The sequence below is a fragment of the Streptomyces xanthii genome (assembly GCF_014621695.1).
GTDB lineage: Bacteria > Actinomycetota > Actinomycetes > Streptomycetales > Streptomycetaceae > Streptomyces > Streptomyces xanthii.
Window position 1 is genome coordinate 7,227,362 of the sequence record NZ_CP061281.1, and the last position, 13,026, is coordinate 7,240,387.

General features: G+C 74.0%; 14 protein-coding genes. 4 read left to right on the forward strand and 10 right to left on the reverse strand.

Translation table 11 applies throughout. From position 1 onward, the window contains the following. Positions 1–10 precede the first annotated feature (10 nt). From IAG42_RS32745 to IAG42_RS32755, 3 genes are read right to left on the reverse strand one after another with little or no spacing between them, the layout of a single operon-like run. Entirely contained in the window at positions 11–490 is a 480-nt protein-coding gene (locus IAG42_RS32745; RefSeq protein WP_188340573.1) for a carboxymuconolactone decarboxylase family protein, read from the reverse strand. Then, the gene (locus tag IAG42_RS32750; protein WP_188340574.1) at positions 487–1,569 is read right to left on the reverse strand and encodes an NAD(P)H-dependent amine dehydrogenase family protein; all 1,083 of its coding nucleotides are present in this window, start codon (positions 1,567–1,569) and stop codon (positions 487–489) included. The genes IAG42_RS32745 and IAG42_RS32750 overlap by 4 nt, the downstream gene beginning before the upstream one ends. 59 nt (positions 1,570–1,628) lie before the next feature. Further along, positions 1,629–2,501, reverse strand: coding sequence for a fructosamine kinase family protein (locus IAG42_RS32755; RefSeq protein WP_188340575.1), 873 nt, complete (start codon positions 2,499–2,501; stop codon positions 1,629–1,631). Positions 2,502–2,601: 100 nt separating this feature from the next. On the opposite strand from IAG42_RS32755, the gene IAG42_RS32760 reads away from it, so the two are divergent. Next, complete coding sequence (locus IAG42_RS32760; protein ID WP_223206252.1) at positions 2,602–3,336, forward strand: type 1 glutamine amidotransferase; 735 nt, start codon at positions 2,602–2,604, stop codon at positions 3,334–3,336. A 141-nt stretch (positions 3,337–3,477) separates the two neighbouring features. Here IAG42_RS32760 and IAG42_RS32765 read toward each other — a convergent pair whose 3' ends face one another. Continuing rightward, complete coding sequence (locus IAG42_RS32765; protein ID WP_188340576.1) at positions 3,478–4,725, reverse strand: benzoate/H(+) symporter BenE family transporter; 1,248 nt, start codon at positions 4,723–4,725, stop codon at positions 3,478–3,480. Positions 4,726–4,872: 147 nt separating this feature from the next. On the opposite strand from IAG42_RS32765, the gene IAG42_RS32770 reads away from it, so the two are divergent. After that, positions 4,873–5,430, forward strand: coding sequence for a helix-turn-helix domain-containing protein (locus IAG42_RS32770; protein ID WP_188340577.1), 558 nt, complete (start codon positions 4,873–4,875; stop codon positions 5,428–5,430). Positions 5,431–5,446: 16 nt separating this feature from the next. On the opposite strand, the gene IAG42_RS32775 is transcribed toward IAG42_RS32770, so the two are convergent. The 4 genes from IAG42_RS32775 to IAG42_RS32790 form a co-directional block, all read right to left on the reverse strand. Continuing rightward, positions 5,447–6,268 carry a LolA-like protein gene (locus tag IAG42_RS32775; protein ID WP_223206253.1) on the reverse strand — a complete coding sequence of 274 codons (822 nt, stop codon included), beginning with the start codon at positions 6,266–6,268 and terminating at the stop codon, positions 5,447–5,449. Positions 6,269–6,368: 100 nt separating this feature from the next. Next, entirely contained in the window at positions 6,369–7,922 is a 1,554-nt protein-coding gene (locus tag IAG42_RS32780) for a substrate-binding domain-containing protein (protein ID WP_188340578.1), read from the reverse strand. Positions 7,923–7,995: 73 nt separating this feature from the next. Next, a complete protein-coding gene (locus IAG42_RS32785) occupies positions 7,996–8,655 on the reverse strand; it encodes a DUF6629 family protein (protein ID WP_188340579.1) in 660 nt (219 codons plus the stop codon). A gap of 37 nt (positions 8,656–8,692) precedes the next feature. Next, a complete protein-coding gene (locus IAG42_RS32790; protein WP_188340580.1) occupies positions 8,693–9,091 on the reverse strand; it encodes a GPI anchored serine-threonine rich family protein in 399 nt (132 codons plus the stop codon). 298 nt (positions 9,092–9,389) lie between these two features. Between IAG42_RS32790 and IAG42_RS32795 the strand changes: the two genes are divergently transcribed. Continuing rightward, the gene (locus tag IAG42_RS32795) at positions 9,390–9,872 is read left to right on the forward strand and encodes a hypothetical protein (RefSeq protein WP_188340581.1); all 483 of its coding nucleotides are present in this window, start codon (positions 9,390–9,392) and stop codon (positions 9,870–9,872) included. On the opposite strand, the gene IAG42_RS32800 is transcribed toward IAG42_RS32795, so the two are convergent. Next, positions 9,861–10,031, reverse strand: coding sequence for a hypothetical protein (locus IAG42_RS32800; RefSeq protein ID WP_188340582.1), 171 nt, complete (start codon positions 10,029–10,031; stop codon positions 9,861–9,863). The genes IAG42_RS32795 and IAG42_RS32800 overlap by 12 nt on opposite strands. Positions 10,032–10,388: 357 nt before the next feature. Here IAG42_RS32800 and IAG42_RS32805 point away from each other — a divergent pair, with 357 nt between their 5' ends. After that, complete coding sequence (locus IAG42_RS32805) at positions 10,389–12,413, forward strand: hypothetical protein (RefSeq protein ID WP_188340583.1); 2,025 nt, start codon at positions 10,389–10,391, stop codon at positions 12,411–12,413. Positions 12,414–12,434: 21 nt separating this feature from the next. Here the strand turns inward: IAG42_RS32805 and IAG42_RS32810 are convergent, their stop codons facing one another. Further along, positions 12,435–13,022, reverse strand: a complete 588-nt coding sequence (locus IAG42_RS32810; RefSeq protein WP_188340584.1) for a DinB family protein — start codon at positions 13,020–13,022, stop codon at positions 12,435–12,437. Positions 13,023–13,026: the final 4 nt, after the last annotated feature.

Sequence of the window (13,026 nt, forward strand, 5' to 3'; positions counted from 1 at the left end):
TGAGGGGTGTTCAGGACTTGGGCAGGACGCACACCGCGTCGAGGCCGAGCACGTGGTTGAGCCGGCCGAACGCCAGCCAGGAGCCGATCGCCATGCTCAGCTCCACGATCTCCGCCTGGCTGTAGTGCGCGGTCATCCGCGCCCAGAACGCGTCGTCGAGCCCGTGATGGTCCAGCGCGTACCGCTCCGCGTACTCGGCGGCCAGCCGCGTCCGCTCGTCGAACGCGTCGGTGGTCCGCCACTGGTCCACCGCGTCCGCGAACGACTCCTCGACCTTCACGCCGTCCCGCTCGGTGCGCCAGTCCAGGCAGAACAGGCATCCGTTGATCTGCGCGATCCGCAGCCGCGCCGCCTCGAACTCGCGCAGCCCGAGCTTCGAGTGGTCGTAGACGGCCATCGAGAACTGGGCGGCCACCGGCCCGATGCCGGGCACCATCTCGCCCCACACGTACGGGATCGGTTCCTCGCCCTCGGGGATGTCGATCATCATGGCTGCTTCCTTCCGATCCGGCCGGCCGCGGGGAGCAGGGGCACGTCGAGTGCGTCGTACAGTCCGGGCGGCGCGGTGGTGAGCCAGTCGATCGCGCTCACCAGGCGCCCCACGGCGGTCGCGTTGCCGCCCGCCGAGTGGTTGCCGTCCTCGTCGGTCGCCTGCACCGTCACCTCGATGTGCGGGCGGCCCTCGACGATCACCCGGTGCGCCCCGGCACCGCCGCCCGGTGGCAGCGGCCAGTCCGGGGCGCAGGACGGATGGATCCGCGTGATGTGCTCGACCACCAGCCGGACCTCACCGCCGACGACACCCTGCACCTCGAAGCGGACCGCGCCCTGGGTGCCCCGCGCGAAGTCGCCCATCGTCGCCGTCGTCACGTCCGACTCCAGCGGGCGGCGCTCCAACGTCTCGCGGATCTCGTCCAGTTCGAGCCCGAGCGCCCGCGCGAGCAGCCGGATCTGACCGCCCCACACCATCGTCGGGACCGACTCGGCGAGCATCAGCGGCGCGTAGTCCATGGGATGCCCCATGCCGACCAGATCGCGGACCGAGTCCTCCTGGTCGTACGTGGAGTAGTCGAAGATCTCCTGGCAGCGCACGACGTCGATGCGGGAGCCGAGGCCGCTGACCAGGAGCGGCAGGATGTCGTTCGCCCAGCCGGGGTCCACACCGGAGACGAACAGCGAGCCGCCGCCCTCCGCGATCGCCGCGCGCACCGGGTCCGTGAACTCGGGGGGCGCGCTGCGTGGATCGTAGAGCGGGTAGAGCGCCGGGGTGACGACGACCGCGCCCGTGCGCAGCGCGCGGCAGATGTCGTCCAGGGCCTCGTCGGGGCGCAGTTCGCCCGACGCGGCGTACACGACGGCGCCGGGCCGTGTGCCGAGCAGCGCGTCGATGTCGGTCGTCGCCGTGACGCCGAGCGTGTGGGCGAGCCCCGCGAGTTCGCCCGCGTCGCGGCCGTCCTTCGCGGGATCGTGCACGAGCACGCCCGACAGTTCGAGCCCGGGATGGGCGTCGACGGCCCGGATGGCCGCCCGCCCCACGTTCCCGGTGCCCCACACCACCGTGGAAGTCATGCGCCGGAGCGTAACCTGATGGACCGTCAGTTCATAGGGGTGCGGCGGCCGTAGAAGGTCTACGCGGGATGACGGCCGTCCAGGGCGCGGGCGGCCGCGAGGGTCTCTTCGGCGTAACCGCGGCCGAACAGCACGGTGTGCACCAGGAGCGGGAAGAGCTGGTGCAGGGGAACGCGCTCGCGCCGACCCGCGGCGAGCGGCGTCACCTCTTCGTACGCGCCGAGGATCCGGTCGAGGTGCGGGGCGCCGAACAGCGCCAGCATGGCGAGGTCCGTCTCGCGGTGCCCGCCGTGCGCGGCAGGATCGATCAGCCAGGCGGAGCCCTCCGCGTCCCACAGGACGTTGCCGCTCCACAGGTCCCCGTGCAACCGCGCGGGCGGCTCGGCGGGTCCGGCCAGCTCCGGCATCCGCGCGCAGACCCGTTCGACGACGGCCGCCTCGGCGGTGCTCAGGGTCCGCGCGTCCACGGCCCGCCGCAGATACGGCAGCACGCGCTGCTCGGCGTACCAGCGCGGCCACGCGTCACCCGGCACGTTGCGCATCGGCGCGCGCCCGATGAACGCCTCGACGGGGCCGCCCGGCGGTGGCGCGCCGAACGCCGGAGCCCCCTCACGGTGCAGCGCCGCGAGCGCCCGGCCGAACCGCTCGGCGCCGTCCGCGCTCGCCCTGCCCGGTCCCACCCGGTCGAGCACCAGCCACCCGTGCTCGCCCCCGTGCACCGCCGGCACCGGCACCGCGCCCGCCTCCGCGAGCCAGCGCAGACCGGCCACCTCGGCGCGCAGGGCGACAGGATCCGCGACCCGCTTCACGACCACCGCGCGGCCGCCGTCGAGCGTGGCCCCGTACATCTCGCCGGACATCCGCCGCACCTGGGACACGGCGCGCCCGGTGGCCCGTGCGGCACCCTGCGCGGCGTCGGACTCGCTCGACATGCGGACCAGCGTACGAGCGCCGAGGCCCTGTTGACGGAGCCACGCCCGCTTGGTCTGCTGCTGCCCGGGACCGGTGACGGGTGAGGCGAGGGGGCGGACTGTGACGAAGGTTCCGGACAGGGGGAGTCCGCGCTCCGGCGCCGAGGTGCTCGTCGTGCAGAACACCCCGGGCGGCGGGCCCGGGCGGATCGGCGACTGGCTGCGCGGGGCCGGGCTCGAGGTGGAGGTGGCGCGTCCGTTCGCCGGGGACCTGCTGCCCGGCGCGCTCGGCGGCCGGGCGCTGATCGTGCTCGGCGGCGGATTCATGCCGGACGACGACGCGCGGGCCCCCTGGCTGCCGGACACCCGGCGTCTGACCCGGCGGGCCCTCGACGCCGGGACGCCCTTCCTCGGCATCTGTCTCGGCGGACAGTTGCTCGCACAGGTCGCCGGAGGCACGGTGCGGGCGGCCTACGGGCGCCCCGAACACGGGAGCACGGAGATCCGGCTCCGGCCCGCAGCGGGCGAGGACCCCTTGCTGCACGGACTCGGCGACACCGTCCCCGCGATCGAGCGACACGTCGACACGATCACCGAACTGCCCGACGGAGCCGTCTGGTTGGCGTCCAGCGAAGCGTGCCCGTACCAGGCGTTCCGGCTCGGCCGGTGTGCCTGGGGCACCCAGTTCCACCCCGAGGCGGAGGCCGCCCGGATCGCCGCCTGGGACCCGGCCGGCCTCACCGCGCACGGCCTGGACCCCGCCGACGTGCTCGCCCGCGCCGAGGCCGCGGAGCCGCGGGCGGTCGAGGTCTGGTCCGAGTTCACGCGTCGGTTCGCGCGGGTGTGCCGGGACTGAGGCGGGCGTGGGGTGCGGGCGCCTGGGCTGAGGCGGTCGCCGACGGCGGGCATCAGGCTGGGTGCGCCCAGGAGGGCAGCCCACGGGGGATGCTGCCGCCGGTGGGAGCGTTCGCCGCCGCGGATGCCCTCCGGTCCGTGTTCACACGCCGGTGCGCGGCGCTGTGCCGGAGCCGACCGCCTCTCGGGGCTCGGCGGCCGGGGCCGTGGCCCGGCGGCGGCCCGCCGTGGAGACCAGGCTCGTCAGGACGCCCGCGAGCAGGCCCCAGAACGCCGAGCCGATGCCCAGCAGGGTGACACCGGAAGCCGTGGCCAGGAAGGTCACGGCCGCCGCCTCGCGCGAGCGCGGGTCGGACAGGGCCGTCGACAGGGAGGACTCGATCGTGGCCAACAGGCCCACCCCGGCCACCGACAGGACCAGGACGTGCGGCATCGCGCTCAGCAGGGAGGCGACCGTCGCCCCCAGCAGGCCCACGCAGAGATAGCAGACGCCCGCCCAGACCGCCGCCAGATAGCGCCGGTCCCGGTCCGGGTGCGCCTCCTCGCCCGTGCAGATCGCGGCCGTGATCGCCGCGAGGTTGAGACCGAACGCGCCGAACGGGGCCAGCACCGCCTGCGCCGCGCCCGTCCACGTCAGCAGCGGCGACACCGGCACGTCGTACCCGGAGGCCCGCAGCACCGCGACCCCCGGCAGGTTCTGCGAGGCCATCGTCACGACGAACAGCGGCACGCCGACGCTGATCAGCACCTTCCAGTCGAACTCCGGGGCCGTGAACACCGGTTGCGCCATCGAGAGCCGGAGCCGGTCGAGATGCCAGCCGCCGGCCAGGACCGAGGACACGACCCCGCCCGCCAGGGCGAGCAGGACCGCGTACCGGGGCAGGAGGCGGCGCGCCAGGAGATACAGCGCGAACACCGTGAACGCGACGGCGAAACCGCCCTCCATCTGCGCGAACAGACCTGTCCCGAACTGGAGGAGCACGCCCGCGAGCAGTGCGGAGGCGAGCGGCACCGGGATCCGGTCCATGGCCCGGGCGAACCATCCGGTCAGCCCGCTCAGCAGGATCAGCACGGCGCAGAAGAGGAACGCGCCGATCGCCTGCGCCATCGGCACCCCGGCCAGGCTCGTCGCCAGCAGCGCCGCGCCCGGCGTCGACCAGGCCGTGACCACGGGGGCGCGGAAGCGGAGCGACAGGCCGACGCAGGTGACGGCGAGGCCGACACCGAGCGCCAGCATCCACGAGGAGATCTCCCGCGCGTCCGCGCCCGCGGCCCGGGCCGCCGTGAAGACGAGGGCCGCTGAACTGGTCACGCCGACGGTGACCGCGATCAGTCCGGCCGCCACCGCCGAGGGCGGGGCGAGCGCGCGGAGACGGGCGAGCGAGGGCATGGGGGCATCACTTCCGGAACGTGCGGGGCCAGAGGTGCGGCACGGCGCCGCGGGGCAGAGTGTGTTCCATAAACAGAACGTTCTGTTTATGGAACACTAGGGACGCGGGCCGTGAACCGTCAACACACTTCCCCGGAGGGCGGGCGGATGGGGCTGAACGACGAGGTGGGGCGCCGGCTCAGGGAGCTGCGCCGGGGCGACGGCCTCACGCTGTCCGAACTGGCCCGCCGCTCCGGCGTCGGCAAGGGCACCCTCTCGGAGCTGGAGAGCGGCCTGCGCAATCCGACCCTGGAGACCCTCTACGCGCTGACCACCGCACTGGGCCGCCCGCTCAGCGCCGTGCTCGACGACCCGCCGCCCGGCGTCACGGCCGCGGCCGGGGGAGTGTCGGGCAGCGCCGTCACGGCGGTCCTGCTCGAACGGTACGAGGACGCCGACGCCGCCACCGACGTCTTCCGGGTCACCATCGCCGACGGAGCCGTACAGGAATCGGCCGCCCACGTCCCGCACACCACCGAGAGCCTGATGGTGCTCTCCGGCACCGCCGTCGTGGGTCTGCCCGACGCCCCGCAGACCGCGGGTCCCGGCGGTCACGCCACCTGGAGTGCCGACGTCCCGCACCTGTACGGCGCGCCGCACGGCGAGGTCCAGGGCGTCCTCTTCGTCCGCTACCCGAAGAGCCCGCCGGCCGGGCGAGAGGCCTGAGCGCCCGGCGACCGGGTCAGGCGCCGGCCCGCGGCGTCTCGTCCGGGGCCATGTCGCGCAGCTTCGAGATGTCGACCGACTGGTCCGCCGAGGGTGTCTCGTCCGGCACCGGCTTGCCGTAGTCGGTCAGCGTCATCGTGACGGACTCGTCCGTGCCCTTCACCGTCGCCCGTACGAGCTGGTGCGGCTCGTCCGAGGCCACGTACAGGGTGAAGTCCTTGCCGTGCTCGCGTCCGGTCAGCGGCACGACATCGGTGCCGCGCACCGTCGTCTCGTCGCCCTTGGTGAGGTGGTCCGGCCCGGAGCCGCCCGAGCCGTTCTCCAGCTCGCCGCGGAAGGAGTCCAGGTCGCACACGTCGGACAGGCCGTCGAGCATCGGGTCGTCCGTCGTCCCGTGCACGTACCGGCCGTCGAACAGCTGCGCCGCCAGCTCGCCCGCGCCGCCCGGCACCTGCGCCTTCCAGAACGTCGCGTCCGGCTTCATCCAGACCTCGTCGCCCCGCTTGACCAGGTCGAGGCTGCCGCCGTCGGCGCCGCCCGTGCCCATCGTCAGCGAACCCGTGCAGTTCCCGTCCTCGTCGAGACGGAGATCGAACGACGAGGGCGTGCGCAGCTCTCGCTCGTCCGTGCGCTCGGTGAGCTTCACGTGCAGCGACTTCGCGTCCGTGAGTTCCTTCTTCGCCGCGTCGGCCAGCTCCTGCGCCGACATGTCCGAGGCGTCGTCGGCGAGGGCGGGGCCCGCGGCGGCGAACACGCTCGCGCAGACGAAGGCGGCGCCCACCGGAACCCTGGCCGCCGTGCGCCAGGCGCGCGGCCTGCTCGAGGACTGTCCGGCCATGACCTCACCTCGCCGTCCCAGGCGCAACGTGCGCCCCAAACACCCCATAAAGTCTACGTTCGCCGCCCCGCGGATGCCGCGCCGAGCGTCCGCGGGACGCTCAGTCGGCCCTCCCGCACACCCGCAGCCCCACCGGCGTCCCGCACGGCAGGTGCCCGTGCGTCGCGACGACCCCCTTGCCCGTCCCGTTGTCGACCGCGTACGCGAGGAAGCTCGACGCCAGCGAGTCCGCGGGCGGCCGCCCGTACGTGTACGCGTACTCGATCTCCCGGTACGGGTAGCCGCCGGTGTCCAGCCGGTCCGGGTTCGGCGCCCGGCCGTCGAGCGTGAGCCGGTGCAGCCCGTGCGGGGCGTCCGGCGGCGAGGCGGCCCGCAGCTCCGCGTAGCCGAGCGCGCCCGGCGTCCGGGCCACCGTGTCGAGCACCTGCTCCGTCGAGTCGAGCTCGCAGCGCAGGACGGGCGCGTCCCGCACTGTGCGGTTCACGCAGTCGTCCGAGGAGGCCGGCGGCTCGTCCCGGCCCCCGAGCACCCGCTCGGTCAGCGCGGACCGGGTGCCGGAGCCCGAGGTGCGGCTCACGAGGACGACGGGCAGATCCGGGCCGCCCAACTCGCTCCAGTTGCCGATCTCCCCGCGGTACAGGCGCCGCACGTCCGCCACCGACAGGTTCGTCAGTTTCACGTCGTCATGCGTGACCAGCGTGAACAGCGACACCGCGATCCGGCTCTCGCTCAGCTGGGTGTAACTCGCCGGACGCGGCCCGTCCGAGAACGCGACCGCCGCCGCGCCGTCCTGCGTCTTCCCGCCCGACAGCGCCAACTCCCGCACCCCGGTGCGGCTTCCGTGCGCCGCGACCGTGATCCGCGGCTCGTCTCCGCAGTGGGCCTCGTACTTCCGCGCCAGTTCCGTCAGCACGGGCGCGAACGCGGTCGACCCCGTGAGCCGCAGCGTGCCCGTCTCGCAGTCGTCCGGCAGCGGCGCGGGCAGCGTCAGCGGCAGGACGGCCGCGGCCATCAGCGCGAGGCCCAGGACGACCGTGGTCCAGCGGGCCTGCCGGCTGAACGCGGGCGGCTTCTCGTCCGGCGTCAGACTGTGGTTCTCGTGCAGCGAACCGTCCTTCAGGTCACCGGTCACCGCGACCCGGTCGCCCTCCGCACCCCCGTTGAGCAGCACCAGGATCTTGTAGTGCGCGCCCGGCTTGAGCGGCACCCGAGGGATCCGCAGCGTGCTCGGACCCGCCACATGCAGGCCCGGCTGGTGCTCGAAGTACCCCATCAGATTGGTGTGTTCGCCGGGCAGCGTGACGTCCTGGGCACGGATCGTGCGCCCCGGGAACTCGGCGGTGAGCCCGTACAGCGGTGAGGAGTCGAGATAGTCGGACTCCTCGATGTGCCGCGAACCGTCGTTCTCGATGCGCAGCAGCACGAGCGTCGCGTCCCGCATCTCGGGCAGGTCGTTGAAGAGCCCGAGCAGCGGCGGGTCCGCCTGCCCGGCCGCCGGGGCGGGCCCGTTGTGCCCTATAGCGATGTCCATCTGCTTGCGGAAGCCGATGCGTCTGCTGCGTCGCGCCCTGCGGTCCGCGGCGAACGGCGTGATGATCGAGACGACGCCGAGCAGCAGGCCCGCGGCCGTGAAAGTGATCTCGAGCCAGCCCATGGGGTGACGGTACGGATCGAGGGGGCCGCTCCGGCCGGACGGCGGGGAGCTTCGCCCACTGTTCGTCGGGCGTTCAACTACGGGGAACGGGCGGGGAGTTCGTGCTCCTCGGCGCCGCGGGAACCCCGCGCCGGACCCAGCCGAGCAGCAGCACCGAGCACAGCGCCGCGCACGCGCACCACGTCGAGACGAACTCCCAGCGCCACAGCGCCGCGCACACCGCCGCACCGGCCCCCACGAGAGCGCCGAGCAGCACCAGCGCCCGCTCACCGGACAGCAGCAGGGCGCCGATCGTCGCCACCAGATAGCCGCCGATCAGCCAGGCCGCGTGCGGCAGGCCGATCGCGTACGCCATGGTGTGGCCGCGGATCTCGGCGGTCACCGTGTGTGTGGCCAGCACCCCGGCGAGGACCACCGAGGTCACCGCCCCGACGGCCACCGGCAGCCACAGCCGGCGCCGGGCCGCGCCGGACACCGCCCACCACACCGCGAGCGGCACCCACAGGGGCAGCAGCGGCAGCGCGATCACCGCCCAGGCCAGCGTCGCCGCACCGGTGCCGCCGCCCGCGTGCCAGACCGCGGCCTCGATCAGCTGATGCGCGCCGAGCAGCAGCGGCAGCGCGGCGAGCGGCACGGCCCGGGGCCGCACCCGCGCCGCACGGGCCACACACACGACCCCGACCGCGGTGATCGCACCGCCCGCCACCAGATCGGCCGTCGCACTCCAGCACATGCGGCCACGCTACGGTCCCCGGGCGCGCCCGGCACCGTCAGCCGGCGCCGCCCGGACGCCGCGCCGACAGGCCGCGCACCGTGGGCCCCACGGCGAACGTGCCGCTGTAAGCCCGTCCGGAACCGTCCCGGCTCACCAGCTCGATCGCGTAGCCGTCGCCGTCCGGCACGGAAGGCAGCACGGTCGCGGTCTCGCCCGCCGTGGCGGCGGACAGCTTCGAGGCCAGCCGCACCACCCGCTCCGTCTCGCCCCGCACCAGCCACATGTCGAGCTCCTGCCCTGTGGCGTTGCGCCAGGCGACGAACAGCGTGCCGCCCGCCGGATGCACGGAGGCGGCGGCCGGGGCCGTCACGGACAGCGCCTGCTCCGGCCCCGGTGGTGGGGCCAGGGCCAGCAGGGGAGCGGCGACGAGGGACAGGAATCCGGTGCGGCGCATGCGACGACCTCGTTCCGAGCAGATAGGGGATTCGGGACGGACGGGGCGGGCGAGGGCCCGCACACAAAGAGCCCTGCCACCCGGACAAGATCGTGAAAGGGCCCCGGCCGAAGCCCACTCCATGGGGTAGCCCGCGTTCCCCGAAGCGGCGGGCTCGGCAGGACAGAGCCGCCGTACAGGCGCATCCTCGCGCCCGCGCGGGAGCGGCCGGGCCCCGGGACGAGGTGCCGGTGCGCCCGCGCGGGGGCACGCTGGATACGTGAGGGGGAGCCGGGAACGGCGAGACGAGGTGACCCGGATGACGGAGCGCAGCGACGACGCGGCCATGGGCGACGAGGTCTACCAGCCGGGGGACCCGGAGGCCCGTGAGGACCAGGGCATCCTGGACGCGGAGGACACCCTCTACGACCGGGGCGTCGACCCGTACGACGCGGGCTGGTCGCCGCCCGAGCGCCCCCTCGGCGTGGAGCACACGGGCGTCACCGCGGCCGAGCGGCAGGCGGGGGAGACCCTCGACGAGCGCCTCTCGGAGGAGCAGCCCGACACGGTCCTGGAGCTGCTCGAGGCGCTGGAGAGCGACGAGAGGGACGGGGACGACGACGATGGTCTGCGCGACGAGGACGCCGAGCCGTACGACGAGGAGTCGGGGCGGTGGCGGTCCGGGCGGCGGGTCGTGTCGGTCGGTGACGGGGCCGACGCCGAGGAGGAGGTCGACGAGGTCGCCCATCAGGCGGCCGAGCACGACATGGCCGAGGAGGTCGAGCCCGAGTCACTGCCCTGACGCGGTCGCCGTGAGCATCAGGGCCACGGCCGTGAAAGCGGTGACCAGGGCCAGCGCGGGGGCGCCCAGCTTCACCTCGTCCGTGGCCAGGCGTTTCGCCGTGACACCTATGCAGAGGACGCTCACCGCGCCGAGCACCATCGAGATGTAGATCAGCACGCTTGAGTCCTTTCCGCAGGGAACCGGCTTCGGCCTCATGATCGCTTGAGGCGGTGGGTCGCGCATGCGGAGCGTTCTCGTGTGCCGGGTTCCGTCGCGTGGGCGGGTGCGGCTCGGTGGGGGCTGGTCGCGCCCCGCGGCGGAGCCTCTGATGTCACAGCCCCGCGCCCCAGAGGCGAGCGGCTGCGCTGTTCAGCCTCTATCGGTGAAGTGCGACCCGAAGGGTCTGCATTTCAGGGGCGCGAGGAACTGCGCGACCAGCCCCCACCGGCCCGCAGACGCGGACCGCGTTGTCGGCGCCCTGTGGCAGGGTGACCCGGGACGACATCGACACCGCACCACCCGGGGGACCCGCACGTGTCAGATCTGGCCGCGATCAAGACCTGGTGGAAGCACCTGGGCGACGACGGTTTCCTTGTGCTGCCCCCGCCCGGCAGGGGCCGCTACACGCAGTCCGACGGCCACGAGGACGCCGCCGAACTCCGCGCGCACCAGGGCCTCCCCGCCCCCGTCTCGTTCGCCTACTGGCACTGGCAGTCCCACGAGCGCGCCTTCGACCGCTCCGGCGCCCTGACCGGCGAGCTGGTGCTGCACTGGGGAGGCGACCACACCGTCGTCACCGCGGGGCTGGGCGAGGGCCCGCCCGGATACAGGCTGGAGAACGGCGGCCCGCAGGGCGCCTTCGTCCTGGACCGGATCACGCACCGTGACGCCGCGGGCCTGCCCGACCCCGCGGACCCGGACGGCGTACGCCAGTTCCTCGCGGAGCTCGACGAACCGCTGGACCGCAGCCGGCACCCCTCCACGTACCGGCCGCTCTCTCCGTCCCAGGCCGACTGGCTGCACGCCCGGCTCGCCGATCCCCTGGACCTCGCGGCCGCCACCCCTTTCGCGGTCTCGCTGGAGCGGCGCGACGCGCTGACCCCCGACGAGACGGAGCGGCTGCTGCACGCCTGGCAGGCCGCGTACCCGGGCCGGCTCGCGGACTGGGAGGCGTGGGACGACCTGCTGCACGCGCTGCTGCGGCAGGACCACGCGCAGGCCTGGGCCATCGTCGACGCCCTCGGCGCCCGCGCGTCGGACACCCTCACCGAGGTCCCGTCCGAGCGAGGACTCGCCGCGGTACGTGAGTTCGCCCTCGCCGGTGAGCGGAGTGCGGTTCGCGACTGGCTCACCCTGTACCGGGCGTTCGAGGAACCGGACGCGGTCCGCGCCGCCGTCCGGATCGCGGCGGAACTGGCCGCGCACGACGCCCCCGAGGCGTCCCTGCGTTCTCTGCGCAGTGCGCTGACCGGCGCGCTCACCGCCGGCTGGCGTGAGGAGACCGGGGCCGGGTATCGCGTTCAGCAGCTCTACGCCGGCCTCATGGACGTCCGCTGCGCCACCGACCCGCGCCTGCCCCGCGACCTGCGCGTCCTCGCCGCCCACGCGGTCCACGACCGCGTGGACCTCGTGCGGGAGGCGGTCCTGCGGCCGGAGGGCTCCGTGTTCACCGGCGTCGACACCGTCGAGGTGCTGGCCGACCTGGACCGTTTCGCGGAGGCCGTCGAAGGGCTTCTCGCCGGTGCCGGGCCCGATCTCACCGCGTACCAGGGCGCGCTCTGCGACGTCTGGCACCGGTACCGGACGCTCACCGACGCCGACGAGGCGTGGCTCCACGCGCGCGTCGCCGATCCGGACACCGAACTGCAGGGCCTCGGCTTCTGCCTCGAACTGCTCCTCGCCCACGGCCGTGCCACGCGCGCGGACGCCGACGCGCTGCTGCCCCGCCTCAAGGAGCTCACCAAGAAGTACGAGACCACGTACGCCGAATGGCGCCACCCACTGGTCACCCTGACCTGTCTCGCGCTCGACCTGGACCACCCGGCCGCCGCGAAGCTGGTCGCGTGGTGGAACGGGAAGCGGCCGGTCTGGAAGGACCAGCAGCGGTTGCTCACCCATCTCGGCGCCCCCGACGAGGCGAAGGCCGCCGAGCTGTGGGACTTCGTCGCCTCGTCCGCGCACGACGTCGGCCAGCTGATGACCTGGGTGCTGGTGCGGGCCCGCCTCGACGGAGAGCACCCCCTGCTCGTCGCCGACCGGCTCATCGGCACGCCCGGTCTGCGCGACTACGTGCTGCACCGGGTGCTGCTCGGGGTCGCCGACCCCGCGCAGCCGCTGTGGCACTACAGCGTCGACCCGCGCAGCCGGGGCTGGTGGCAGCGCGCCGTGGAGGTCGCCGAGCACCCCGGCGTCTCCGCGCGGGCCCGGGAGATCGCCCTGGGGTTCGCCCGGCAGCACCGTCTGATCACCCACCCCGACCAGCTGCGCCCCGCGCCGACCGAGGCCGAGCGGGCGGCGGCCCGGGACTGGCTGGACCGCCACGACGCGGGCGGGGCCTGAGCCTCAGCCGGGACCTGAGCCTCAGCCGGGTGGGGCCGACGAGGGGTCCGCCCGGCGGGCGATCTCCTCCAGACGGGCGTGGTACGCGGCCCGCTCGTCGAGGTCGGTGGTCCCCAGCGCGTCGTTGTCCCGGCGCCAGCCCACAGCCCCGTCGAGCCCCTCGCGCAGGATGTCGGCGTGACCGGCGTGGTGCTGGGCGTCGGCGAGCACGCGGACCAGCACGTGGTGGAAGGTGACCTCGGCGCGCTCCTTCGGCCACCAGGGGACGCTGCCGACGGTGTCGAGCGCCAGCTCCTCGATGGCGGCGTCGGCGTGGACCCAGGCGCGCCGGTAGCGGTCCACGATCTGCTCGCGCGTCTCGTCGGCGGCCGCGAACATGTCCTGCTCGGGATCGTCGAGCGTCTCGCCGTGCTCGCGCCCGAACGTGGCGCAGAGATAGCCGAGTTCCACATAGGTCAGATGCTTGACCAGGCCCAGCAGGTTCGTGCCGGTGGGGGTCAGCGGGCGCCGTACGTCGTAGTCGGAGAGGCCCTCCAGCTTCCACAGGAGGGAGTCCCGGGCCTCCTGCAGATAGCGGCGCAGGTCGGCCTTCTGTTCGGTTTCGCTCATGGGG